21 protein-coding genes and 2 pseudogenes are annotated in these 23,818 nt (G+C 36.6%); 2 read left to right on the top strand and 21 right to left on the bottom strand.

Translation table 11 applies throughout. The annotated features are described in order from the left end of the window. Positions 1-297 precede the first annotated feature (297 nt). The 11 genes and pseudogenes from HMPREF9380_RS05910 to HMPREF9380_RS05960 form a co-directional block, all read right to left on the bottom strand. Positions 298-2,574 carry an ATP-binding cassette domain-containing protein gene (locus HMPREF9380_RS05910; protein WP_002933299.1) on the bottom strand — a complete coding sequence of 759 codons (2,277 nt, stop codon included), beginning with the start codon at positions 2,572-2,574 and terminating at the stop codon, positions 298-300. Then, entirely contained in the window at positions 2,574-3,044 is a 471-nt protein-coding gene (locus HMPREF9380_RS05915) for a MarR family transcriptional regulator (protein WP_000447038.1), read from the bottom strand. Before HMPREF9380_RS05915 ends, HMPREF9380_RS05910 begins: the two co-directional genes overlap by 1 nt. 162 nt (positions 3,045-3,206) lie before the next feature. Beyond that, a pseudogene (locus tag HMPREF9380_RS05920) lies at positions 3,207-3,596 on the bottom strand (replication initiation factor domain-containing protein); the annotation flags it as partial. A gap of 2 nt (positions 3,597-3,598) precedes the next feature. After that, positions 3,599-4,030, bottom strand: coding sequence for a hypothetical protein (locus HMPREF9380_RS05925; protein WP_032907328.1), 432 nt, complete (start codon positions 4,028-4,030; stop codon positions 3,599-3,601). Between the two features lie 218 nt (positions 4,031-4,248). Further along, positions 4,249-5,019, bottom strand: coding sequence for a type II toxin-antitoxin system toxin PezT (gene pezT, locus HMPREF9380_RS05930; RefSeq protein ID WP_002933296.1), 771 nt, complete (start codon positions 5,017-5,019; stop codon positions 4,249-4,251). After that, a complete protein-coding gene (gene pezA, locus HMPREF9380_RS05935; RefSeq protein WP_000579598.1) occupies positions 5,019-5,495 on the bottom strand; it encodes a type II toxin-antitoxin system antitoxin PezA in 477 nt (158 codons plus the stop codon). The genes pezT and pezA overlap by 1 nt, the downstream gene beginning before the upstream one ends. A gap of 67 nt (positions 5,496-5,562) precedes the next feature. Then, the gene (locus tag HMPREF9380_RS05940) at positions 5,563-5,835 is read right to left on the bottom strand and encodes a hypothetical protein (protein ID WP_002933295.1); all 273 of its coding nucleotides are present in this window, start codon (positions 5,833-5,835) and stop codon (positions 5,563-5,565) included. Positions 5,836-5,872: 37 nt separating this feature from the next. Beyond that, a complete protein-coding gene (locus HMPREF9380_RS05945) occupies positions 5,873-6,256 on the bottom strand; it encodes a DUF5945 family protein (RefSeq protein WP_002933294.1) in 384 nt (127 codons plus the stop codon). Beyond that, positions 6,253-6,486, bottom strand: coding sequence for a DUF5965 family protein (locus HMPREF9380_RS05950; RefSeq protein WP_002933293.1), 234 nt, complete (start codon positions 6,484-6,486; stop codon positions 6,253-6,255). The genes HMPREF9380_RS05945 and HMPREF9380_RS05950 overlap by 4 nt, the downstream gene beginning before the upstream one ends. A 50-nt stretch (positions 6,487-6,536) precedes the next feature. Further along, positions 6,537-7,622, bottom strand: a complete 1,086-nt coding sequence (locus tag HMPREF9380_RS05955) for a toprim domain-containing protein (RefSeq protein WP_002933291.1) — start codon at positions 7,620-7,622, stop codon at positions 6,537-6,539. A gap of 9 nt (positions 7,623-7,631) precedes the next feature. After that, positions 7,632-8,273, bottom strand: a complete 642-nt coding sequence (locus HMPREF9380_RS05960; protein ID WP_000933082.1) for a hypothetical protein — start codon at positions 8,271-8,273, stop codon at positions 7,632-7,634. Between the two features lie 159 nt (positions 8,274-8,432). Between HMPREF9380_RS05960 and HMPREF9380_RS05965 the strand changes: the two genes are divergently transcribed. Further along, the gene (locus HMPREF9380_RS05965; protein WP_002933288.1) at positions 8,433-8,630 is read left to right on the top strand and encodes a hypothetical protein; all 198 of its coding nucleotides are present in this window, start codon (positions 8,433-8,435) and stop codon (positions 8,628-8,630) included. 13 nt (positions 8,631-8,643) lie between these two features. Here HMPREF9380_RS05965 and HMPREF9380_RS05970 read toward each other — a convergent pair whose 3' ends face one another. The 9 genes and pseudogenes from HMPREF9380_RS05970 to HMPREF9380_RS11750 all read right to left on the bottom strand — a co-directional run bounded on the left by HMPREF9380_RS05970 (position 8,644) and on the right by HMPREF9380_RS11750 (position 20,760). Further along, complete coding sequence (locus HMPREF9380_RS05970; protein WP_032907324.1) at positions 8,644-8,940, bottom strand: DUF5966 family protein; 297 nt, start codon at positions 8,938-8,940, stop codon at positions 8,644-8,646. A 13-nt stretch (positions 8,941-8,953) separates the two neighbouring features. Beyond that, positions 8,954-9,238, bottom strand: a complete 285-nt coding sequence (locus HMPREF9380_RS05975; RefSeq protein WP_002933285.1) for a DUF5962 family protein — start codon at positions 9,236-9,238, stop codon at positions 8,954-8,956. A gap of 74 nt (positions 9,239-9,312) precedes the next feature. After that, positions 9,313-15,531, bottom strand: a complete 6,219-nt coding sequence (locus HMPREF9380_RS05980) for a DEAD/DEAH box helicase family protein (protein ID WP_173361591.1) — start codon at positions 15,529-15,531, stop codon at positions 9,313-9,315. A gap of 47 nt (positions 15,532-15,578) precedes the next feature. Continuing rightward, a complete protein-coding gene (locus HMPREF9380_RS05985; protein WP_000398569.1) occupies positions 15,579-15,989 on the bottom strand; it encodes a thrombospondin type 3 repeat-containing protein in 411 nt (136 codons plus the stop codon). 152 nt (positions 15,990-16,141) lie between these two features. Further along, a complete protein-coding gene (locus tag HMPREF9380_RS05990; RefSeq protein WP_000549845.1) occupies positions 16,142-16,531 on the bottom strand; it encodes a PBECR4 domain-containing protein in 390 nt (129 codons plus the stop codon). Positions 16,532-16,587: 56 nt separating this feature from the next. Further along, positions 16,588-17,822: pseudogene (locus HMPREF9380_RS11755) on the bottom strand (ISL3 family transposase). 228 nt (positions 17,823-18,050) lie between these two features. Further along, positions 18,051-19,946, bottom strand: a complete 1,896-nt coding sequence (merA, locus tag HMPREF9380_RS05995) for a mercury(II) reductase (protein WP_002933267.1) — start codon at positions 19,944-19,946, stop codon at positions 18,051-18,053. Positions 19,947-19,974: 28 nt separating this feature from the next. Further along, entirely contained in the window at positions 19,975-20,367 is a 393-nt protein-coding gene (gene merR, locus HMPREF9380_RS06000; RefSeq protein WP_000640385.1) for an Hg(II)-responsive transcriptional regulator, read from the bottom strand. Positions 20,368-20,547: 180 nt separating this feature from the next. After that, complete coding sequence (locus tag HMPREF9380_RS11750; protein WP_141562910.1) at positions 20,548-20,760, bottom strand: hypothetical protein; 213 nt, start codon at positions 20,758-20,760, stop codon at positions 20,548-20,550. 18 nt (positions 20,761-20,778) lie between these two features. Between HMPREF9380_RS11750 and HMPREF9380_RS11920 the strand changes: the two genes are divergently transcribed. Then, the gene (locus HMPREF9380_RS11920; RefSeq protein WP_173361590.1) at positions 20,779-20,967 is read left to right on the top strand and encodes a hypothetical protein; all 189 of its coding nucleotides are present in this window, start codon (positions 20,779-20,781) and stop codon (positions 20,965-20,967) included. A 29-nt stretch (positions 20,968-20,996) separates the two neighbouring features. Here the strand turns inward: HMPREF9380_RS11920 and HMPREF9380_RS06010 are convergent, their stop codons facing one another. Next, entirely contained in the window at positions 20,997-23,810 is a 2,814-nt protein-coding gene (locus HMPREF9380_RS06010) for a phage tail tip lysozyme (protein WP_002933263.1), read from the bottom strand. Positions 23,811-23,818 lie beyond the last annotated feature (8 nt).

Raw genomic sequence — 23,818 nt, 5'->3', positions numbered from 1 at the left:
TAATCTTTCTTCATTTGATAAACTATTATAATATGAAAGGAAAGCTATGAAGGTAATTCAAATTTTACACTATTCTTTATTTGGATATATTTTATCTCTGTATTTTAAATATTATTTCTTAAGAAAACATTCAAAAATACAAAAATTTTACAAGGGCATAAGATTAACTACAAATATAAATCTTCTACTTATCAGAAGTTAAGTAAGACAATATACCAAAAGCCTATGAAATCAACGTTTCTAGGCTTTTTTGTTTTTATAATGTGGTTTTGTCTGATTAGAAGCAATTGACGTATTTTAACTGAAATTTAAAATTTCTTTCAAATATTTCCCCGTTTGAGACTCTTCACAACTGATAATATCTCTTGGTTTGCCTTCGAATAAAATATAACCCCCATTCTTTCCGCCCTCGGGTCCTAAATCAATTATCCAATCAGCTTGAGCAATAAGTTCTAAGCGATGTTCAATCATCACAACCGTATTCCCTTGATTGACGAGGCGTCTTAGTAAACTAAGCAGTTGTTCAACATCCTTACCATGCAGACCTGTGCTTGGTTCGTCGAGAACAAAGATTTGTCCTGACTCTTGTAACTTACTAGCTAACTTAACTCGTTGCACTTCTCCACCTGACAAGGTACTTGTGGGCTGACCTAAAGTCAGATAATCTAAGCCAACTTCCTTCATGACTGACAGAGATTGACAAATCTTATCGTTCGAAGAAAAAACTGTTAATGCTTCTTCGACAGTTAGATTCAAAATCTCTTCAATTGTGAAATTCTGATAACGATAGCTGAGCGCTTTAGGATTATAACGGTGACCCCCGCACTCCTCACAAACGACCTCAACTGAATCCGCAAAAGCCATGTCATAAACGTTTTTTCCAGTTCCCTTGCAAATTGGACAAGCACCTTTTGAATTATAGCTAAACCAACTAGGGGTTACATTGTTGGCTTTGGCAAATAATTTTCGAATTTCATCCATTATTCCTAAGTAAGTTGCTGGTGTGGAACGAATGGAGGTACCAATAGGTTTTTGATCGATGATAATGGCATCTGGGTAATTTTCGATAAATTCGACACCAATCAGAGAGCTCTTCCCTGAACCCGCGACACCCGTTACTGCGGTCAAGATTCCCTTAGGGATTTTTGTATTAACCTGTTTAAGATTATTTGCAGTAGCATCTTTGATGGCAAAATATTCTGTCCAAGCTAGTGGGTCTTGATTCAGTCTAAGTGGTTGTTTTAGGACACGGGTTGTGAAGGTGTCAGCTTTTTGCAACTCTACAAGACTTCCTTGAAAAATTAGCCTACCGCCTTCCCGACCAGCCAATGGTCCCAATTCAATGACTTCATCCGCTAAAGCTAACATTTGTCGGCTATGTTCCACAACCAAAATATTGTTGTGCTTATCTCTTAAATCCAACAAGAGCTGACCGATTTTCTCGGCATCATGAGGGTGCAGACCTGCAGTCGGTTCATCAAAAACGTAGTTGACATTACTTAGGCTGGAACCAATGTGTCGCACCAACTTGACCCGTTGTATCTCACCACCTGATAAGGTTTCTGTCTTCCGAGACAAAGATAAATAACCAATCCCAACTGTCTCCATCCGCTTAATAGCATACTTGATTTGTGCAACTAATGATTGACCTAAAGGACTATCAACTTCTTCAAGTAAAGGCAAGAGTTCACTGACTGATAAGTTCATATAGTCAACAATATTATGCCCGTTTATCTTAGAAGCTAAGGCCTTGGGGTTTAGTCCTGAGCCTTCACAACTGGCACAAGGTACCTGGATGACAAGAGATAGCACTTCTTCTTGCAATGATTTTTTCAGCTTAGAAATATCCCTTTTCAGATAGAGGCGGTAGAAACGCGGAATTACACCTTCATAGTCAACACGGTCCACACTCCCCGTATTATTAGAACGAAATTCAACCTTGACTATTTCATCGCTTCCTTCTCGCAAAATCTGCCATTCTTCCTCAGAAAAATCAGCTAACTTTTTATCTGCATCAAGTAAAGGATTATTTTTGTAAAGATAAGCCTGCCAGCCACTCGAAAATTGACTAAAATTAATAGCACCTTCATTCAATGATTTTGTGGTATCAAAAATCTTATCCTCAATTAACTGATAAACCTTCCCAATCCCAGTACAAATAGGACACATCCCTGCAGGATGATTGAAAGAATAAGCCATTGAGCCACCCGCACTCGGTTGACCAACCCGTGAAAACAGCAGACGAATAAGCGGAGCAATGTCCATAGCCGTCCCGACTGTTGAACGAGTATTAGTCCTTAAAGCTTTCTGATTGACAACGATAGATGGGGGTAAATTTTTAATTTCGTCTACGTGAGGACGCTCATAGTGAGGTAGCTTGTTCCGTAAAAAGAGAGGATAACTATCCTGCCACTGTCTACTACTTTCTCTTGCTAGCGTATCAAAGACAAGGGAAGACTTCCCCGAACCTGAAACACCTGCAAAAACCACTAGCTTATTCTTAGGAATCGTCACATCAAAGTCTTTTAGATTGTGCTCTTTAGCACCAAAAATTTCAATACTATCTATTTCCATCAATTATTCTCCATATTGTCAGTTAAAGTTAACAGCTCAGCTTTAGTAAATTCATTCTTCACAAGAGTTAGATATTTTCCTTGAAGTTCAACATATTTTTGCATATCCTCTTGCCCCATGCCCCTTATTGCTTCTTTTTCTGCTTCCACTATTTTAGCAACGGTCATCTCTATATAAGTTTTGCCTTTTTCAGTCAAGGACAATTTCTTACTCTTACGAGAACTTGGTAGTGGCGTCACCCTTACATATTGGTCAGCACTCAACTTTTTTACCGAAGAGTGAATGGTTTGTTTTGGGAACATCATCTGTTCAACCAAGTCCTGCTGAGTGATATCACCACTATTTACTAATAAAAAATAACAGACCCACACGCTACTCTCAGATAGCCCAAAATTCTTAGCCATGACACGATAAAGAGATGAGAATTCTTTCTCTTGTACTGATAATTGCTTTATAAAATCTGTTTCCAAAATAATTCCTTACATCTCTTTTAGTCTGATTTCGGATTAAATTATATCCTAAAAAAATATCTATGTCAAATAGAGAAGGAGGCAGTATCCTCCTTTCAACACTTAGTTCTTATTATTAATCAACTTTTCCAGCCTTTCTACAGCTCCTCTCATGGTGTCTTTTTGCTTTTTACAATAACTATAAATAAGCGGGACGGATAGGCTATCATCAAAAATATCATTGGCGATATCTAGTCTTGTAAAGTTACTATGGCATTCAGAAATGCGTTTCATCAGGGTTACCCAGTTATTGACATTGCTTTCCATGTATTCTTCATACTGACGGCACCCCTGCCCTCTCAGTTCGATAAAAACTCCCATTTTTGATTCCCAGTCTTTATTGAAGTTAACCTTTATCTCTGAGAAGGCATAATGCCTTTGGTACTTGTTTATCCCCCATTCATTGAGAACAAACTTATCTTTAGGAAGAATGAGGATTTTCTCAATGACATCATCTGGAGCTAAGCATTTAATCGTTACGGCTAAGTAGTCTAACATCACTGAGTTATCCATGTCTAGGCTCCAATAAATTTAATATCAGTTGCCACTAGTTTTAAGCCTCCCCAATTTCCACCACCATTATTATTAGCTCGCCAACTAAGGTGGACTTCTGGATTGACAAGTTCTACTACAAGTGAGTTCAGCTCATCCTTTTCAACGGATTTAGCCAACTTGTCAAGATTGTCTACAATCTCCAAGCGAATACCCTTGAGGTCATCAAGGGAATAGCCCAGGTCTTTCAAGGCTTGGATTTTGTCTGTATCTTGTACAGAGCAAGTAATTTTAGCTACTTCTTCTGTCGCAATGCTTTCGCCATTGACATTTTTATAGACTGGTGCAACTCGTGAAGAAAGGATGGTCACTTTCTTTGGAATGTCAAATTGTGATTTATCCAATTTCAAGTCGCCAACTTTTATAGTTTCGTCTGTTAAGTTAAATTTTGTCAGTCTTCTTTTTCTGAGTTATTAAAATTGATTAGAACTTTTGAGGCTGGACAAAATCTTAATTCCTGAAGAAAATGGAGTAAATCTTCCCACAAGAAAACGCATAATATCAAGCTTTTTCAACACCTGATACTATGCGTTTTTTTTGATTTTAAAAACTTTTCGCCCAGCTCAAACAACTAACAAAAATTATAAGTATAGTTTATTTTATAATTTGAGATCTAACAATCATTTCGATTCGTTAAATCTTTCAATCTTTCTTCTCCAGATTTAAGCATCTCTTTCTCAACTTGATTCCATTCTCCAAATAGTAAATCATGAAGAACGGTTTCTGCTGAAGTTTTATCTTCTCCTGAATCATATACACAACTTCTATCTCGTTGGTAAATTTGAATTCTTTCAAAGATAGCTAGTTCTTCCAATTGCCGTGTATTATCAACTAGATGATTTACAATGAGATCATGATGTTCTTTTGGAGTTGCGCGTGCTTGATTTGGGTTGACAGCATACAGTTCTTCGTATCGGATAAGAGTACTCAGATAGGACAATTCGGGCTTGGTTGCGATTATGGCTAATTGTACCTCATATCCCTTATTTTTCAAGAGTTGTGCTGTTTTCTTTGGAACATCAACTGTTCGTAAAGTTCCCTCTATCAAAAGATTGTATCCCAAACTACTCAATTCTGTTACTAAAGACTCTACCATTTTACCTGCAAAATATTTGGTGTATTCAACACTGTCTTTGCCATATTCTTGCTGCAGTTCTAAATAGTGTGGATGCTGAGAACGAAAACTATCACCATCTATGATAACAATATTTCCTTGAAATTCTTTCTGTTTAATACGATGAATTGTAGTCTTACCAGCACCACTTTGCCCTCCAAGCAAAATCGCTATAGGTTGCTTACTGGACTTTTTTCCTCTTGTCAGTGAGCGAATGTTCCGCTCTAAAGCATGTTTGAATTCACTATCGGTATAATCTTGGATTTCCATTAGGCTACCATCCGTTTTTCAGATATCTCTAACATACGTTCAATTCCATCCAAATAACCGCTATATCTCTCTATTTCATCAAAAGTTTCTACTAAATAGATACTCGTATGAATCAAGTCAGATAGATCATCACTCATTAAAATCCAAGGATTAGATTCATCATCAATGCTAATTCCCTGACTATCTTGATAGCGATAGAGTCGAGATAATAGATTAGAACCTCTTTCTTTCACAATTTCAATTTTTAAAGTCAATTCATAATCTTCAACAGGATTGAGCATTTTATCTTCTCCTACAATATCGACATAAGATACATTAAACTTCTGACAAATGATGTCAATTAATTCCGTAGAGACTGAACTCGTTCCATTTTCATAACGACTCAGACTATTTCGTGAAATACCTACAATTCGGGCAAAGTCGTCTTGTGTTAAGTCATGTGTTTTACGTAAGGATTTTATGTTCTTTCCAATCATGGCAAACTCCTTTATTTTTATAATTCAATTATAGCATAAAAAAGCACAATGCACCAAAATTGGTGCGTTATTGACTATTTTTCCTAAATCTCTCTAAATTCTTCTCCAATTGTTCCTTATGAAGTTGATTCTTAGCTTCCTTTAATGTGTCGTCCAAAGTTTCTTCTCTATAAGTTGATTCTGTTTTTAGTTGTTCTGATCCTTGATCTGGAGTGAAAATGATATCTAGCAGTCGGTCTATTTTTTCAAGATCTTGGACAGACATATCAGATAGTCGATGAATTAGTTGCTTAAATACATCACTATTGTCTTGTTTTTTCTTAAAAAATGTTGTAAACATCTATAACCTCTCAAAAAAAGCAGCCTATCAAGACTGCTTAGTGTAATTCGGAAATCGCATCATAAATGGACTGCAATTTCTTATTGTCTTTATTCTTTGTGTCAATCAAAGTATGTAGCTCTTCAATTTTCTTTTGACTACTTTGAATATCGCTATTGTTATCCGCAATCAGTCTTTTAAGATGTTGCTGATAACTTGTAGTGATATCTGTCTCTTTTCCTGTTCTAACCTCTGTAACTTTGGGTTTAGAACTAGAATTTGATTCCGTCACAGGTGCTTGTTTACGCTTTTGAAAAGCTGCTTCATAATTTACATCATTACCTCCTTGATGATTTCCAAATAAGGCCGCAATTTTATCTGGATCTTCTTGATTTTCTGATTTGCTTTCTAATGGTTGATTAAAATTCCAATCTTTTGTCATTCACTCATTTCATCCTTTCTAAATTCAGAATCATCGAATTGTCTTTCTTTGCCAAATGCATGGTCAAGAGCTTCTTCAAAACTCATGTGACTAATGCTTTGACGCCTTTTGAACGTCGCAAACATCGCTGTCTCTAGTTGCTCTTTATAAGCAGCTAGTTTTTCTGACTCTCTTGCTACCTTGCTTTCTTGCCTAGTGACCTTTTCTTCTAAGCGTTCAATAATGGTCATATACGATCCTCCTTCATTCTAATATTAGCTAAAACATCTTGATTTTGTTATCACAATTCTAAACATTGAGAGGTTTGCCTTACTGGTTGATTCCTCAATGTCTCTTTTGCAGTCTCGATCATCAATTGTAAATCTGATTTCTTTTCTCTAAGGACATCATTCCAGTCTCGTTTTTCTTTCCCAGACTCATTATCAGGTAAATCCAGTAAAACAGGAAATCCTGATCTAGATAACTTATCAGAAAAATCTTTACCTGCATCATCACAATCTACTGCCAGTGTCAATAAATCAGGATGATTATCAAAATAGCTGGTGGTATCACGAATTGTATTGATCAAAGACAATAACTTTGAAGGTGTTACTGTATCTAAAAATTCCAACTTCTGATTTTCTTCAGCTATCAGTCGTAAAGTTTGATAAGCGACAACAGACCTTTTTAATCCCTCCATAGATACCAAGCGAATATCTGATAGATTTTGTTGATGTAGCTCGTAATAACTCATTAAGTCGATGAACGATTCACAAAAGACCAGTCTATTTGGTTTACCAATGTCAAAGGATATTCCAACATGTCCATAGCTTCCTTTTAGAATCGTTTTTAACCTCTCTCTAGGAAGAGAGTGATTCTTATATATCCCTTGTAAGCTTGCTGCCTGCAGCTTGTGACGATGATCAAAGCTTTTAAAAACGATAACTGGTTCAACTGTCTCATTTGTTTTCCAACTAGCTTGTGCTATCAAACCTTGTTGAATCATCTTTTGTATGATTTCTTCTGAGATTCCTCTACATTTTGTTAAGTAATATCTGGCCAGACTACAGTTAGAATCTTCTACTCTCTTTAAAGTATAATAAAATGGTCTCTCTCTTTTTTCTTGAACAGCTTCTTTTTGAAAAGGTTCTTCAGAAAGAAAAGCTAGAGCTTCTTTAAAAGAGATTCCCTTAACAAGTCGAACAAAATCAATAACATCACCTTGAATATCTCTTGAAAACCATTTAAAAGTATTGGTAGTTGAAAAAATTCGGAATGAATCGTGTTCAGGATGTTCATAGACACGGCTAGAAACTTGTTTACAGGAGATACCTAAACGATTGGCTACATCAAGAATTGAAATTTGCTTACATTCTTCTATTTTCATGCAATATCATCATTTTGTCGTAGTATTTGGCAGTGATGGTATTGATGATGATTCTTCTAAAGTTTTAGGAGTTGCCTTATCTAAATCATCTAACCCAGATTTCCAAACCTGTACTTGGTTGACCAATAACTTACCAGGTAGTTTAGAATAGGATAACTTAACTGTTCTTGTTTCTGTCTGATTAGTCTTTGATTGGTTGGCATTCTTTAAATCAGATACATAGGTTACATTATAAGAGACCATGGCAATAGCTTGATTCGTAGTCTGATTGACAAAGATATCTGCTTTTTCAAAATGATAATCCAAAATATAGTCCTTATAAACTTGGTTCATGGCATCATTTTGACTTGACAATTCTTGAGAATAAGCCGATTCAGTCATATAAGGTTGAATACGTGTATTATTTTCTCCGAGCTTTTCTTTCGTATAGTACTGAGTCAAAAATTCTTTTACAGTATCCGATGACAAAATGCTGGCTTTATCTTCTGCTTGTTTGTCCTCTACAAGTTTAGCTGCAGCCAATTCGATTTCTTTGCGACTTTGTTTAGCAGTAGAATGTTGACCAGCAGTATATCCCATCATGAGAATAAAGCTAGTTGCGGCTACTGCTCCAACACTAATTAAGGCTTTAGTTTTGACTTTATTTAACATCTTAGACCTTCTTTCTATAAAAACTAGGTCAAGAATAACAAAAAGAACTTGTAAGTTTTATCACACCTTAACGAAAGGTGATTCCTACATTTCAGGCGCAAAATCGTACAGTTCAGAGAAAAAAATCAAAACTAGATGTCTTCATCTTATAATGTAACTATGAAAAATTTAAAAGAAGAAAATTTGAGAAGAGCTCTTTCTCATATTGAACGACATAAACAAGCCATAAATACAAGTAATAATAGTAAGGATAAAAATTATCATAAATTATTGCTCCAATTTAGCTATGAAGTATATGAAAGAATCAAGGCAAATAAAAAACCTTATCCGAATTTAGATTCAGATAAAGTCTTTTGATTATCTAAAAAGTTCATATTTTTTTCTTATTTATGGAGTTAATGAAGCGCCAACTGAATCCTAGAACCAACATCAGATTGATGAAAAGGTACACAACCGTAAAACTAGTTAAACCATGTTGTCGGATATCATCAAAATATAAACTAGGTTCAGTAAAGAACAGATAAATTCCATAGACTTCTACGAAAATAAGAAAACTGACAAAACCAATCAGGAAAAGTCCACTGACAATAAGAAAGAGTCTCCATAAAAGAATGAGAATTCCTCCTACTGCTAAAAAAATTACTGGGATAAGGAGTAAATCATTCATGACTCTCTCCTTTCTAATCAATTAACTGACGATAATGGGTGGCAAGAGAGGAATCAAACTCTTCTAGTTTTTGAACCAATTCCAAATACTCCTCTCTTTCATGTTCTTCAAAGTCCACACCTCGATGATTCTGAAGAGCGATTTCCAATTGGCTAGTGAATTCTCGTATAGAAAAGCTGTAATCGCCTGTCACTTCCTCATAATGTTCCTTTAACTCCTTGTAGGCTTGGTATTCTTCAGATGTTTGAAATCCCTGTACCAAAGCCTCTTCTAATTGATAATAGGTATCTTCCATCATAATCGTTACCTCGTTTCTTTCTATCTTTATTTTACCGCGCTTTTCTTTTCTTGTCCGCTATTTGTATCTATTTTTTAATCTAATTCAAAAGAAAGTTGTTCCTGCTTTTCGTTTCCTTTTTCATGGAATTGTCTTAAGGCTTGATCAATAATATCTAAATCCGTTTCTGTTTCAATCAATGGCGCGAGTACATCGTATTCGGCCTTTTTAGTTTGATAATCCTCTTCCTTTGGAAAATTTTTCTCAATTTCTACCTTAGCAGTAGTCCATTTATCCTTTAATTCATCCAATAAGTTCTGAGTTTTCACTTGGTCCTCTTTAATGTGATCAATCGTATGCTGAAGCCTTTGAATTGTTCCCAAAGGAGAATACAAATCTAAACTGACAGAATATTGATTTTCTCCTACAATCTTAACAGAGAAGGTTTCAGGAAGAGGTTGATTTGTTGGAAGACTAAGCATTTTAATGTCAAATCCTCGATAGCTTGCTAGGGTACGGAATTCTTTGCTGTTAGCTTGATTATGACGGATAAGACGGTGTAGGGATTCCCCTGCTTCAGCTCGTTGCTCAAAAGCTTGTTTACCAACTATCATAGAAAATGCCTGATCTTTCGACATTTCAGACTGTTGAATGTCGCCTTCATACTTACTTAATCGTTTCTCAAGGATGGGCATGTTTTCTTCACAATAAGATATTGTATGACGATAGTGATCCTTGCTGCGTTGAAAGGCTCGTCTCTGATTTTCTAATAGAGTTAGATCATTCTCTAGTTCCATCTTATATTTGAGATAAGGATTACCTGTTGCTAGTGCCTTAAAATCAGAAGCTGTCATAGTCTGTTCATCAATGTCTTCTGCAGCACGAATCGGCTCCTTAGAAGTCATAATCTGCTTAATATAGCGGAGTTTGTTCTCCTGAGTTGCCCATAGATAATTATCAAACGAACCTTTAGTAATGTAGTGGTAAATATCCACTTCCTTGTTTTCATTTCCCTGTCGGATAATCCGTCCATTGCGTTGCTGGATGTCACTTGGTCTCCACGGTACATCCAGGTGATGAACTGCTTTCATCTTGCTCTGAACATTTAAACCTGTTCCTCCTTTTTCAGTTGAGGCAAGGAGAATCCGCACCTCTCCTGCATTGACCTTTCGAGACAAACTATTCTTCTTTTCATCACTATTGGCATCATGTACAAAGGCAATTTCCTTACTAGGGATACCTCTATCCACTAATAAAGCCTTTATTTCAGAATAGACATCAAAGCCATTATCCTTTTTCTTAGGGGTGCCAATATCTGAAAAAATCATCTGAGTAGCCTTATTTTCCATTCCCTCACGATAAATTCTTTCAACATTATCCACTACCTGAAGCAGTTTATGATTGTCTGCTAGACTATAACTAGAGTCCAATAAACGCATATCAATAGCTAGTTTCCGTGCCTCACCTGTTATCTTTAACATGTTATCCTGGCTCGGATCAACTGTTCCACATTTGACCATATCTGACCTCATAACTAATTCTTCTAAATAGAGTTTCTGGTTTTCAGTTAACTCACTCTCAATTGGGATAATATGAGCTTCTGGAACAGGTAAATCCAACATATCTTGTGTTTGAATGTCGGCTGTTTCTTTATAGATTTTCATCAACTCAGGTAGATTGACAAACTTTTTAAATCGTTTCTTAGGTTGGTACTTATCCCCTGTAGGAGCTAATTCCATAGAGTTTTGAATTTCTCCAAAAGCACCTACCCAAGAGTCAAAATAATCAACTTGATAGCGTTTTAAGATATCTGGTTGAATATAGTTCATCATAGTATATAACTCACTAATAGAATTGGAAACAGGTGTACCTGTCGCAAAAACAATATTCTTAAAATCATGTTCTTCCTGAATCTGTCGAACCTTCATTTCCATATCCACATTCTTCTTAGACGTTGTATTGGTAATCCCTGCTACATTTCCAAGTCCAGTGATAGGACGAATATTTTTAAAGTGATGTGCTTCATCCACAAAGAGAAAATCAATTCCTAAGTTTTCAAAATCAATAAAGCTATCACGATTAAATCGTTGCAGTTCTTCCAATTGTTTCTCTAGACTACTTATTGATTGCTCTGCTTCTTTAACGGTATACTTATTTTCAGAATGTGTTTTAATCTCTCGTAGTTCATTGAGTTTATCCTCGATATAGTTCATCTGTCTTTCCTTACTGACAGGGATTTTTTCAAATTGAGAATCCCCAATGACAATGGCATCGTAATCTCCTGTAATAATACGTGACACAAATTGTTTTCTTCTCGCCTTCACAAAATCTTTCTTAGTAGTCACAAAGACCTTTTTAGTAGGGAAAAATTTCATGATTTCTTGGCCAAATTGAGCAGACAAACTAGAGGGCACTACATACAAGGGCTTATGAACCATCCCCAACTCCTTTAATTTAAACCCAGCACCAAGCATGGTCAAGGTCTTTCCTGAACCTACCTCATGAGCTAATAAGGCTCTTTTTTCTTCTACGATTCTTTGAATGGCATTCTCTTGATGAGGACGAAGACTGATGTTTTGTGCCAAGCCATCAATGACTAGATGACTACCGTCATACTCTCGACTAACTGTTCGATTATAAAGACGATTATAGCTTTCCTCAATGACTTGTTGGACTTCTGGATACCGTGAGACAAAGTCTTGAAAGAGTTCTTGTAAATGCTGCTCTTTTGCTCTTAGAACAGAGGTTTTTTCCAAATCTGTGATGGTCTTTTTCTTTTCTCCTTCCGTAACAGTCATGGTAATCGTCGGTTGGTTTGAATTTAGTAAATTCTCAAAAATCTTTCTTCCTGTATCATAACGTGACCCACTGACTCCAAGACTACTATCTTTGGCACTTGGATAGCGATAAGCAAATGATGTCCTTAAATGAACCTGGCCATCGACAGGATTCACTTCAATGACTTGTTCAACATCTGGCGAAGACAATTCAAATTCACGATTGGTAAAACATTCAAAGGCAAATTTACCATAAACGGATTGAGGAATCCAACGTGATCCTATTTTAAACTCAATATCTGCCAGATGAATCCGTGGAGGGCGAACAGATTCTAACAAATCTAAAGCATGGTTCCAATCATATTCTTGATTGTTTTCCTCCACTAATAGTTGAACTACTTCTATCTTGTTGAGAATATCTCCTGATAAAAACTGATTCTTAGAAAGATATTTTCTTTCTCCTCTTAAATAGCTTTCTGGATCCATTAAAATCTGGTCTCCTAACTCATCTAAAATAGCAGCTTGGCTATGTTCAGGATAAATTGATACCATATAGTCTAAATCAACACCTCTACCATCCGATAAACTGGAGTTTAAGGCATCTAAAGCCGTTGAAACTCTTGCAATCACTCTCTCCGGCCTAACCAATGCTTTCTCAAAGGCTAAAGATTTTTTATATTTTACTTTCTGACTTTTAGAATCAATGTATTCATCTTCTAAACTAGCTAGTAAGGAATACTTATCGTCACTATCAAATAAGTTCCGATTGACTGAGGCATTCAAGTATCCAAATTGACTTACAAAACGGTCATATTCACGATTGAGTTTACTAAGTAATACCTGAAAATCTGTTCGACTATAATCTGGATGACGTTGAATTTCAATTAAGGATTGATAGGTTTCTCTCAAATCAACCATTCCCCTAATGCGACTAATGTCCTTATCTGATAAGGGACTTTCATAAAATACAGTTTTTTTGAACAAGCCCTTATATTTCCCTCTTTTACTCGCTTCTTCTGACTTGTAAACATCTAGTGCTTCCTCATCAGTCAAATGAAGTTGCACGAATCGGTCTATTTTATGTTCAGACAAAGAACTGTCCCAAGCTTTAAACTCTCCCTTCTCATCTATATAATAACTAATTTCGTCTACTTTTGAGCTTTTTCGAATACCATGCGTATCTCGGTAATAAATTTGATTTCCCTCATATCCAAAAGAATACAGCGCTAAGTCCTCACGTATACGACTTGGGACAGAATTATCCACTTCTTCTTGGATAAAAACAGGTGCTTTCAAAGAATTGTCAATTGGTTTAGGTGCTTCCACATTCTCTAATGCTTCCATTATGTCAGTAGCTAATGTTTCTGATACCCCCTTAACATTGAGGGTTCCTCCATTAAAATTACGTACCTCATATTCACCCAAAACTTGTGTGTTGTATTTCCCATCAAAATAAGGATTGATCCAGACACGCTTATCCTCCTCAAAGAGAATAGAACCACTAAAAACAAGTTCCTCTTCATTAAGATTCTTTGCTTGATCCTTTTGAAAGAAGAGGAGATCTGTGGTCACTCGAGTACCTGCAATCTTTTTAAAAGCCGTATCCGGCAAACGAACTCCCCCTAAAAAATGAGTGTTGGATTTAATCTCTTGTAAGACATTATCTGTCCGCTTATCCATTGTCCCAATAGATGAGATAATCGACACTTGTCCTCCGTCTCTTACTAAATCAAGTGAGTGTTTGACAAAGTAATCATGAATCATATAAGGTTTATCATAGTTTTTATCGGCAATGCGAAAATTTCCAAAAGGAACATTCGTTAAGACTAAATCAAAACTATTATTTTGATAGGGCACTTCTTCAAATCCTCGCACTTCAATATGGGTATTGGGGTGGAGTTGTTTTGCGATTGCGCCTGTCACACTGTCTAATTCAACCCCATAGAGTTCTGATTTCTCTCGTATACTTCTAGGCATAGCCGCAAAGAAGTTCCCAGTCCCCATAGAAGGATCTAATATCCTTCCTCCCTCAAAACCATCATCCAGTAACTTTTGCCAAATCTGGCGAATAATCATTGGATCTGTATAATAGGCTGTGAGAGAACTTTGTTTCATGGTGGAGTATTCTGATTTACTTACTAAACTCTTAAGAGTTAAACGTTCTGCTTCATACTTTGGATTGAGTTCATCGAAAAATTCATTGGCAAGACCACCCCAGCCGACATACTTGGCTAGTAGCTCTTGTTCTTCTGGATTCGCTTGTCGTCCCTCTTTTTCTAATCTTTTAACAAGTTCAATTGCGGCGATATTCGTTTCAATCTTTTCTCGATTTGTCTTAGGATAAAAGTCCTCTAAATCATCTGGAAAAACAAAATCTTGAACGGGGACATCCATCTCTTCTATACCTGAAATTAAAGGTTTTGTTTCCTTATCCTTTTCCTTTTCATTATCCTCTTCCATATAGGAAAACAAATCTATTTCCTGGCTTTCACTTGGTGATTCAATCTCAATCTCTGAATCTTCTTTTTCAAGTTCCAAATGAGACAATACTTGTTCAATCTCTTCCAAACTGTTCAAGTATAAGATAGGATTCTCTTCAAATAACTGGTTGGAATCATTGAATAGCTCTAGGCGAACTAAGTCATTTAACTGTGCATTTTCAATCGAAACCAACTGAAATACTTGTCCTTTATAACTTACTTGTGAACCGATTGGATATTCCCTCAAAGCTTCTTCTACAATTTTATCGACATTAGAAAAGGAGTTCGTTTCTTCCGTTTCCTGTTCAATATCTCTTGAAGGAGATAAGGATTCCGCTACTTGCTTAGACCTTTCGCTTTTAGCTTTTACATCATCAAAGTGAGTAATAATCTTCAGCTTTTGTGTCAGTGGGAGTTGTTGGTAGTTTTCTTCATGATGGACAAAATCCGTAACAGTATCTAAAGTAGCCATCAATTCTGAACCCAAATAGGCTAGAACATCTCCTTCTTTTTCTTCAAAATGAATCTCAAGAACTTCTTTTGTTAGTTCTTTGGAATCAACCATTAGAAGAAACTCTTCTATATCTCTACTAATGCGGTCAGATAGATTATTCGCAACCCGATAGACATTGACTAAATTGACATCCTGATTCTGAAGACATACAAGCTCACTTAATGGTTCTAACTTCTCTTTTTCAGATTGGATGTAAAATCGAGTGGAAAGATTATAGGTTGCGACTTCTAGCACCAAGTTTTTCTCAAAATTACTTAATTGAGATAATTTACTTAGACCTGCTTGTCCAAAATTTCTTGTGTAACTTTCTAAATTTTGGTCATTATTTTCAGAACTAGCCTCTAGGAAAGAAATAATATCTTGATGAAACGAATACACATGAGGTATCTCTTCTATCTTGCCCTCTTCAGCCAAAAAACTCTCTACCAAGTCTTGCCATTTCTCATCAAAATGTTGCGCTTGATAACGAAGAAATAGGTCCATTTTCTCCCTATCTTTTGGAATTGTTCCACGAAACATAGCCAATAATTTCTTTACTTCCATACTCGCTCCTTTCATCTATACGAAAATAGGAGAATCACATGATTCCCCTACAACTCTATCTCCATTTCAACCTTTTGAGGACTGGTTTCTAAATCACTAGACAAAAGAGAAATAGAATCTGTTCTCATGTAGTAAGTATATAAGTCTTCTAGGTCTTGTTCGTTTTCAATCCCTGTTTCAATACTAATAAGAGCCTGTATAAATTCCTTGTAGTGACTCTCCATCATATCTGAAATCTTTTGTTTCATTTCCATAAATACTGAAGACGGTTCAGTTATACTTGTTTGGTCTATGTCTTGTAAATCCTTTTCTAAGGGATTGGTTCCTTCTTCTACTTCCACTAAATCTGAACGTCCATCACCATCAGAATCTGCGCTAAGAGGATTGGTTCCTAGCGCCAATTCTTGAGCATCAGTTAATCCATCTCGATCCGAATCACGTTGATAAATGCCTTCCATATACTTCCTTCTTTCCTAGTTAATCTTTTTTCACTCCAATCCTACCAAATATTCCTTGAAAGAAGTATCACAACAAAAAAAAGAGAACGAGCCAAAACTGCGTTCTCCTGAAAATGATAAAAATATATTTTATGCCACAAAAGATATGTAAACTAATCTTTTAAATAATAAAAAAGTTCCGACGTTTGTAAATGTTTTGAGTAAATTGAAATTACTTTTTGACCTTTTGGAAATACTGTCTTTCTCTTCAAATCTAATAAAGATTGAGGAACAATTTTCCTTGATGTCTCTTTCAATGTTAATGCTAGTATCTGTTTTCTTGTACGTAAAGCATAATCAAACTCCAAATACAAATAACGTCCTGAACCAGTTAGATGAACATGCTTTCCCAATAACTCCTCAATGGATCCTAAAACTTGTAACTTTTGCATTGTGGTTCCATCTTTTTTTATTTTCAACTCATCAATTATGACATGCCTATTTAAACAATCGTCAAAGAAACTGCCTGCACCTTTTCGGTAATCAACACCACATAGGTGCATGAAATTAGGGGTATTCGGATTTTATGGTGGAAAAGGGCTTATAAATCACCCTTCTCCTAATTCTTAATAAGTGTGGAAAAAACGACACCTAAGTTGTCTGTAATGTCGTGATCATTCACTTCATACCAATTGAAAGTATCGTATAACATAGCTTTATTGAAAGCACTTGAATTAAATCGTGGCTTACGCTTTTTATGGAGCTTCTCATTGAAAAGGATTTTGGCTCGTAAGGCATCAAACGAGTAACCTCTACCCATTCGCTCTACCTGCCTAATAATGCTGTTAATTGACTCCGTATAAGCATTAGTGAGCCTTTTATCAAAGTAGTTGAATATTTCAACATGCCAGTTGTCTACGGCTCTCACGAGGTCTTTATATGCGTCTTTAGAGTTGCTGGACATACAACGGTGTCTCCATTGACTATAACGAAGATGACCTTCATCTGAATCAGGAGTATCCCATATCCAGTAAAACTCTTCTTTGAGTTCATAGGCTTCTTTTAAAGCAGGAAGATTACCTAACCAAGTATCTAAGAGGAATGATTCACGTTCATTTAGATCGTGTTTACGCTTTAGAAGGATAAACCTTTCACGCATAAGGTACGTCTTTCTTTTTGGCTCATATGGGCTTTCAAAGACTTTCTGACGTTATCTAAGGCTTGATTAGCCATTCTAACTACATGAAACTTATCTACGACAACTTTAGCGTGTGGAAGGATAGTGTTCACTGCGTCTTTGTAGGGCTTCCACATATCCATTGTGACGTACTCAATGTAAGTCCTGTCACTGATTTCTGAAAGACGTTGGATGACTGTTTCCTTGTTACGGTTAGGCTTGATGTCATAAATAGTCCTGCGTTCAATATTAGTCAATACAAGCCGAGGTCTACGGATAATATGTATCTCGTCTATCCCAAGCCACTTAGGAGTTTCAAACTGGTATTCACGTTCTTTGAGTGCCACATAGTCCTTAAAAACGTTCCTAATGGTTTTTTCGTCAACACCAACGCTTTCTACGACTTCTACAAAGGTCTTAGACATGGATTGCTCTTGAATGGACTTTAAAAGCCTTTTGGTCATACTACGCTTTTCATCTACAGATATTAGGCGTTCCCAGAAGGTAGATCCGCATTCACGACACTTGTATCGTCTACGGTTCAATTGTAAGCCCACTCGCTTTAAACGAATGGGCAAATCCATAATTAGTTGATTTCTTGAACTGTGTTTGTACAACTTGTCAAAACCACATTCAGGACAACATTCAGGTGGTCCGACTGCTTCAACTTTAAACATCATATCGGTTTCATTTTCTTGTGGCGGTTCTATTGTTTTAATGTCTGGTAAGGATAATAAGTCTGACATATTATTCATCCTTTATTACTCTGCGGTGTTAAGGTATCAATTATAGATTTGATGTCGAAATCATCAGTGTTAAATTATTTTTGTGACCACAAATGCACTTAGAAAATCCCTTAAAGCATTAGCTGGTTCACTTGAATAGGGAGTTGTAAAAAAGTTCCCTTAGCCTGCACAGCAAGATAATTTCGAAACATCTTTATCAAAAGTTAGGACAGCCAGCTTCAATCCTTCTGCCATTGTTAGATATGGAGCCATCGTTTCTCTCAGATCTCCAACAGTTAAACCGAATTTCACAGCTAATGTTGCTGCATAAATTACGTCTCCTGCGTTTTCTGCCACTACATGCGCCCCTAACACTTTCAATGTTTTCGCGTCTGCCACTAATTTGAAAACACCTGTTGTTTCCCGATTAACGAGCGCTCTTGGAACAGCATCCAACGGCAATACCGATGTTTTCACTTCATATCCTTTTTCTTTTGCCTGTTGCTCCGTTAAACCAACCGTTGCAATCGATGGAGAAGTAAACGTAACGCCTGGAACCACTTCTAAATTGACCTTTTGATTTAGTCCTCCGATTGCATTACGAGCAGCAAGTCCACCTTCATAAGCAGCTACATAAACAAATTGGGGACCGAGAGTGACATCTCCAGCTGAATAAATTCGGGAATTGGTCGTTTTAAGATAATCATCAATGACAATTTCACCACGGGAACCAACTTCAACGCCTGCTGCATGTAAGTTTAATGATTCTGTATTTGGTTTTCTTCCAGTGGCAATTAGCAATTGTTCTGCTTCAATAATTCGCTTTTTACCATTTATCTCAACATGAACTTTTTTAATGTCTCCATCTTGCTCAACTCGTTCATAGGTTGCACCTGTTACTAAATTAATTCCCTGTTCTGTTAAGGCCTTAGTAATGGCTTCTGAAATTTCAGGATCGTATTCTTTTAATAGACGCTCGCTTCTTTGAATCAAAGTGACTTCTGACCCGAGGTTATGAAATAGTTGTCCTAATTCCATGCCGATATATCCTGAACCAATTACGGTAAGACGATTTGGAACCTTCTTTAATTCCAATAAGCTAGTGCTTGTTAAATAATCTACTTCATCTAATCCGGGAATATTAGGTGCAGTTGAAGAAGCACCTGTAGCTATTAAAAATCTTTTGGCTGTGATTTGATTGCCATTTACTTCAACTGTATTTTCATTTACGAATTTTGCTTCACCTTTTATTAATTCAAAACCATAATCATCAATTAAATTCACATATTTTTCATTTCGCATCTCGGTTACTAAATCATTCTTTTGTTTTACTAATGGCGCTAAATCAACATTTGAAGCCGAAGTGTGTAATCCCACAAATGGATTATTTTTTGCTAGATGATTGATTTCCCCTGCTCTTAATAAGGTCTTAGAAGGAACGCATCCGACATTAACGCAAGTTCCACCCACCGTTCCACGCTCAATCATAGCCACTTTTGCGTTCAAAGTAACGGCTTCAATGGCAGATGAAAAGGCAGCTCCACCAGAACCGATGATGATGTAATCATAATCATAGTTACCTTCATCATTTAAACTTACATCTGTCCTTTTTTCCGATTGCACTTGTATTTCTTCTGCTTCGCCCGGTTGATATTGTGCGTCAGTAATCGCTGTTTTCGCGATATCAATGTCTACATCATACGGTAGTTCAAACAGTGCTTCTCCGCGACGAAAGTCTACTTCAATCCCTTTTGCACCTGCATTTTCAAGAGCAACCGCAATATGTTCTTCACAACCAGTGCAGGTCATTCCTTCAATGTTTAGCCGATATTTTTTCAATAAATTCGTCTTTTGTTCCGATTGAAATTCTTCTGCTTTGCCCAGGTGATAATTTGCGTCAGCAATCGCCTTTATTGCACTTTCAACCTCAATATCATCGGGCAGTTCAAATACTGCTTCACCACGACGATAACTAGACTCAATATTTTTAGCACCTATCTTTTCAAGTGCTGATTCTACGTGTTTTTCACAACCCGTACAAGTCATTCCTGAAATGTTTACCTTAAATTTATTCATAAAAAAGCTCCTTTCGTTAATTAATCTCTCATGTTAATGTTTCTATTATTGGACACGAATGTAATTTCTTTTCATCTGGACATCGTTGTTTTAAGTCGTCTAACATAGTTTCAATTCGTTTTAAATCCTCTATTTGTTTTTGCACTTCCTTTTGTTTTTTAGAAAAAAATTCGAACATATCTTGACAACGAACTTCATCTTTATCTACAACACCAAGTAATTTATAAATCTCGCTTAAAGAGAAACCAAGTTCCTGTATTCGTTTAATAAACCCAACACGCTTAACGTCATCATATGAATATATCCGATAACCAGCTTCCGTTCGGTGAGGTTCTTGTAATAAATTTTTTCGCTCGTAATATCTGATCGTTTCTTTATTAACTCCACATTTATCTGCAAACTCACTAATGCGATAAATCATCTTATTTCACCCCCTGAATATTATAAACCATGTACCATAGTACACGGTCAAGTAAATTGGACTATTTTATTTTTTTCCCAAAGTATCACTCGTATGTGATTGATACTTTTATATAATACTATTGATTATCCTAACATCCCACCAGAAAATCCGATTTAAACACCAGTTGTTTTTAAACTATTAAGAAAGTAATTCCACTATATATTCCGAAGACCCGAAATTAGTAGGTGAAAAATGAAGTTCAACACTTTCTATTTCTGTTTCATAATACATGATTTTGCCAACGAAGTGTTCTTTAAAAAAAGAAGCCGCAATTTGTAGCTGAGTAAAAAAACGCTGAAGTTTTATTTTTTCGGTGTAATTTGGATTACGATAATCTCTAGAATTTGCCATATTTTCCTCACAAAAAAGGTGGTTTACAGAGTCTGTAAGCCACCTAGTCAGTCGGTTTATTCTGGTGTCTGCCACCGCTTGGCCCTTACGTCCAAGATTGCTATCGGATTTCGTTCTGGTGTCCGCCACCACTTGGCCCTTATGTCCAAGATTACTATCAGATTGACCATGAGCCGACTACTCATCTACACTATTTATTCTACCTAAAATTGTTAAAATTTCAAGTGTAAACTCTTCTATTTCGTAGTATAAGCAAAACTGATGGCACTATCTGCTTGAGAGATTTTTCTAAAGGTATAGTTAGGATTACCCCCATAGTTTGTCTCAGACACAAGGAAAGAGCCATCATCATAAACTTTCTCGACAAAAGCCACATGACCATAGTCTGCTGGTGTGCCATGTGTACCTCCCACAAAAGAAACAATGGCACCTGCTCTTGGTGTAGAGCCAGTTTCCCCACCAAGACTTGAAGCTGTCGCAACCCAGTCCTGACCATTTCCCATGGTATTAATGATTGAAATCTTCTCTCCGTTTCTACCTTTTAGCTTTAATCCTAACTGGTTCATACGAGCCGCAACACCCCATGTACATTGTCCATAGGCATAGGCCATACCATCTCCACCACCAGGAACAGAATGATCATACAAGTCCCCACGAACCCCTTCAAGGGATTGTGGGTCACTTTTTGCCTGTCCTCCATTTGTTTGACTAAAGCCTTTTTCAATTTGATAATACCATTCCGTTGCTCTAGTTTGTCTTTCCAGTAGTTTGTCACCAGAATTTCCCTCCCAATAGGTAAGGAAGAGTTGGGCGAGATTGGCTGCACTACCCGTATTTTTAAAGAAATCCTTTAACCAACTTTGATAGTAAGGACTATCCCCATGAAGCATAAAATCAAGTTGGAGGTCTAAATCATACCATTTCTTATTTTGGGTGCGTGCATAATTTAACAAAGCTGTATGACGTGTTGACCCATCTGCGGTATCCGTCCATTGACCTAACCCCAAACCTCTATGAAGGATATTAGGATAAGCACCACTATAAATGGCTGGCCCTCCTATCGCTAACCATCTTTCATCATCCCATGAGGAATCGGTAGCGCCAACTGGAGGAGATAAATAATCCCCTTCAGCTCGTTTAGGATTGATAGAAGATTCTACCGACCAATTTCCTAAAATAGCCGCAATGGCTTGGGGACTTGCCCCTTGAGATTTCAAAAACTCATAAATATGTTTTGCTCGTTCAAACTCATCCCCACCAAACTGACCAATGGCAGGTAAGATAGTTGTCTGAAGTTGAATGACTTTTGGAAAATAAAATTGCGGATTGACATACACCAATTTTTCTTTCTTGTTCTTATACTTTTGATAGGAAACTTTCAAACCTGTATCGTCTGGTGTCTCACCAATAACATCACCAGTTAAGACCCTTGTTCCCTCAATCGCACGGCCATTATGAATAGAATACAAGGTCAATCGACTCTCATTCTCTCCTTTTCCGTTAGTAAGGATAACATCATCTCCGTCTAGAGATACAACTCCATCCATTGGTGCGACAATTGTTTGGTGAGCCTTCGCTTCTAGTAGAATGTACTCCTGAAGGGTAGGTTTTCCATCTAAATCATAGTATCCATAACGATAAGTCATGGTTAGACTATCTTCGTTGCTTTTCCCCTCAAATGGATTGTCCAATTCCTGCATGGAAGCATAGACACCCTCTTCTTTTAGTTCCTTTATTTCCTCTTGATCGTCTTTCGATAGTTTATACTTAGGAGTTTCATAGAGGTCTTGCATGGATTTCAAATCATCCCCATCGTTTAAATCATGCCACAAAGTAGACAGATAATCCTTGTAAGTTTCGGAACTAAATAAGTGAACTGGTTTGTGTAACTCATAGTCATGGAATTTAAAGTTCATATACCCCATCACATCATCAACTTTTGTGTAATAAGTAATTCCTTTGTCATTTTTGCGAGTATGTTCTGCGTCTTCCCAGGTTAGGTGGGTATAAGCTTTTGTTAATTCAAATTCATCTTGTTGAATCAAACTAGCAGATGAAAATCCTAAAAAGAAGCTCATCATAAGTAAAAGAAGAAAGACTATTCCTCCAACTATCCAGGTTGCAGGATTTCCGGCCGCAAATGTAAAGAAGGAAAAGGCTGCTTTTAGTTTTTGATAGATATTTCGGACACTAGTAAGACCTTGTTTCTTTAATTTTCGAAACTGATTTTTAAAGGAACTTGGATTCTCTTTCCCTAGTTTCCATCCTTTTCCAGCCTTAAAATGATGGTATCGCTCTTTTGTGTTGGTCAGTCTTTTCTTGGTAAAACGACCTGTTGCTTGTCCTGTTTTGACACTAGCTTTCCCAAGATTATAAGAAAGCCTACTGTAGCGTTTCCCTTTTCTAATGGTCTCTTGAAGTGTGCGATAGCCTTCTAAATCTTCATTTTCTGAAGCTAACTCTCCACCTTCACGTCCAAGGACATAAAGAAAAGTTTTGGCTTTCCTACTTACTTTTTTGGACTTATAGGCTTGTTTAGTAGATTTTAGATTCTCTTTTGCAGCCTTGACTTCTTTCTTAGCTTTTAATTCTTCTAAACTCTTCCCTTGAAAGAAAAAATTAGATTTTGCTTTCGATTCCTGACCATAAAGAAATTTTTGATTGGTTTTTCTTTCTTTACGACTCTCTTTTCTTTCTTCTTTTGCTTCTACCTTTGCATCCTTAAATTGCTTCTTGGCTATTTTCAATCGTTTCCTAGCATGAGGCAACCGTCTGTCTCTTAATTCTTTTCGATTCAAAAGAGATGGAGGACTATTTTGAAGAATATGATTGTAGTCTTCATTTGCTTGTTTTACTCTCTCCTTTGAAGCTTCTCTCATCTCCTCTAGCTTTTCTTTTATCTCTTTTTTCCATGCTTTTTCATCCAGTACAGCGGAATCTTTTTTCTGTTTCTTCACCTCCTTCTTTCCTTGTTTCAAGAATTTCTTCTCATCTTTTAGACTTCTTCTAAATGCCTTTCGGGCACGTATGATTTTTCTTTTATCCTTCATTCTACTTC

This window comes from Streptococcus sanguinis SK49 (assembly GCF_000212815.1).
GTDB lineage: Bacteria > Bacillota > Bacilli > Lactobacillales > Streptococcaceae > Streptococcus > Streptococcus sanguinis_C.
The sequence above is the reverse complement of the archived record's forward strand: the minus strand, read 5'-3'. Positions and strand labels throughout refer to the sequence as shown.

Bases quoted from the DNA above. Each gene is read 5' to 3' on its own strand.
- HMPREF9380_RS05970 (WP_032907324.1), bottom strand. From the start codon at position 8,940: ATGAATGATTTACTCCTTATCCCAGTAATTTTTTTAGCAGTAGGAGGA.
- HMPREF9380_RS05965 (WP_002933288.1), top strand. From the start codon at position 8,433: ATGAAAAATTTAAAAGAAGAAAATTTGAGAAGAGCTCTTTCTCATATT.
- pezT (WP_002933296.1), bottom strand. From the start codon at position 5,019: ATGGAAATCCAAGATTATACCGATAGTGAATTCAAACATGCTTTAGAG.
- HMPREF9380_RS05940 (WP_002933295.1), bottom strand. From the start codon at position 5,835: ATGTTTACAACATTTTTTAAGAAAAAACAAGACAATAGTGATGTATTT.
- HMPREF9380_RS05910 (WP_002933299.1), bottom strand. From the start codon at position 2,574: ATGGAAATAGATAGTATTGAAATTTTTGGTGCTAAAGAGCACAATCTA.
- HMPREF9380_RS05980 (WP_173361591.1), bottom strand. From the start codon at position 15,531: ATGGAAGTAAAGAAATTATTGGCTATGTTTCGTGGAACAATTCCAAAA.
- HMPREF9380_RS05985 (WP_000398569.1), bottom strand. From the start codon at position 15,989: ATGGAAGGCATTTATCAACGTGATTCGGATCGAGATGGATTAACTGAT.
- HMPREF9380_RS05955 (WP_002933291.1), bottom strand. From the start codon at position 7,622: ATGAAAATAGAAGAATGTAAGCAAATTTCAATTCTTGATGTAGCCAAT.
- merA (WP_002933267.1), bottom strand. From the start codon at position 19,946: ATGAATAAATTTAAGGTAAACATTTCAGGAATGACTTGTACGGGTTGT.
- HMPREF9380_RS05960 (WP_000933082.1), bottom strand. From the start codon at position 8,273: ATGTTAAATAAAGTCAAAACTAAAGCCTTAATTAGTGTTGGAGCAGTA.
- HMPREF9380_RS05990 (WP_000549845.1), bottom strand. From the start codon at position 16,531: ATGCACCTATGTGGTGTTGATTACCGAAAAGGTGCAGGCAGTTTCTTT.
- pezA (WP_000579598.1), bottom strand. From the start codon at position 5,495: ATGATTGGAAAGAACATAAAATCCTTACGTAAAACACATGACTTAACA.
- HMPREF9380_RS05950 (WP_002933293.1), bottom strand. From the start codon at position 6,486: ATGACCATTATTGAACGCTTAGAAGAAAAGGTCACTAGGCAAGAAAGC.
- HMPREF9380_RS11750 (WP_141562910.1), bottom strand. From the start codon at position 20,760: ATGGCAAATTCTAGAGATTATCGTAATCCAAATTACACCGAAAAAATA.
- merR (WP_000640385.1), bottom strand. From the start codon at position 20,367: ATGATTTATCGCATTAGTGAGTTTGCAGATAAATGTGGAGTTAATAAA.
- HMPREF9380_RS05975 (WP_002933285.1), bottom strand. From the start codon at position 9,238: ATGATGGAAGATACCTATTATCAATTAGAAGAGGCTTTGGTACAGGGA.
- HMPREF9380_RS06010 (WP_002933263.1), bottom strand. From the start codon at position 23,810: ATGAAGGATAAAAGAAAAATCATACGTGCCCGAAAGGCATTTAGAAGA.
- HMPREF9380_RS05945 (WP_002933294.1), bottom strand. From the start codon at position 6,256: ATGACAAAAGATTGGAATTTTAATCAACCATTAGAAAGCAAATCAGAA.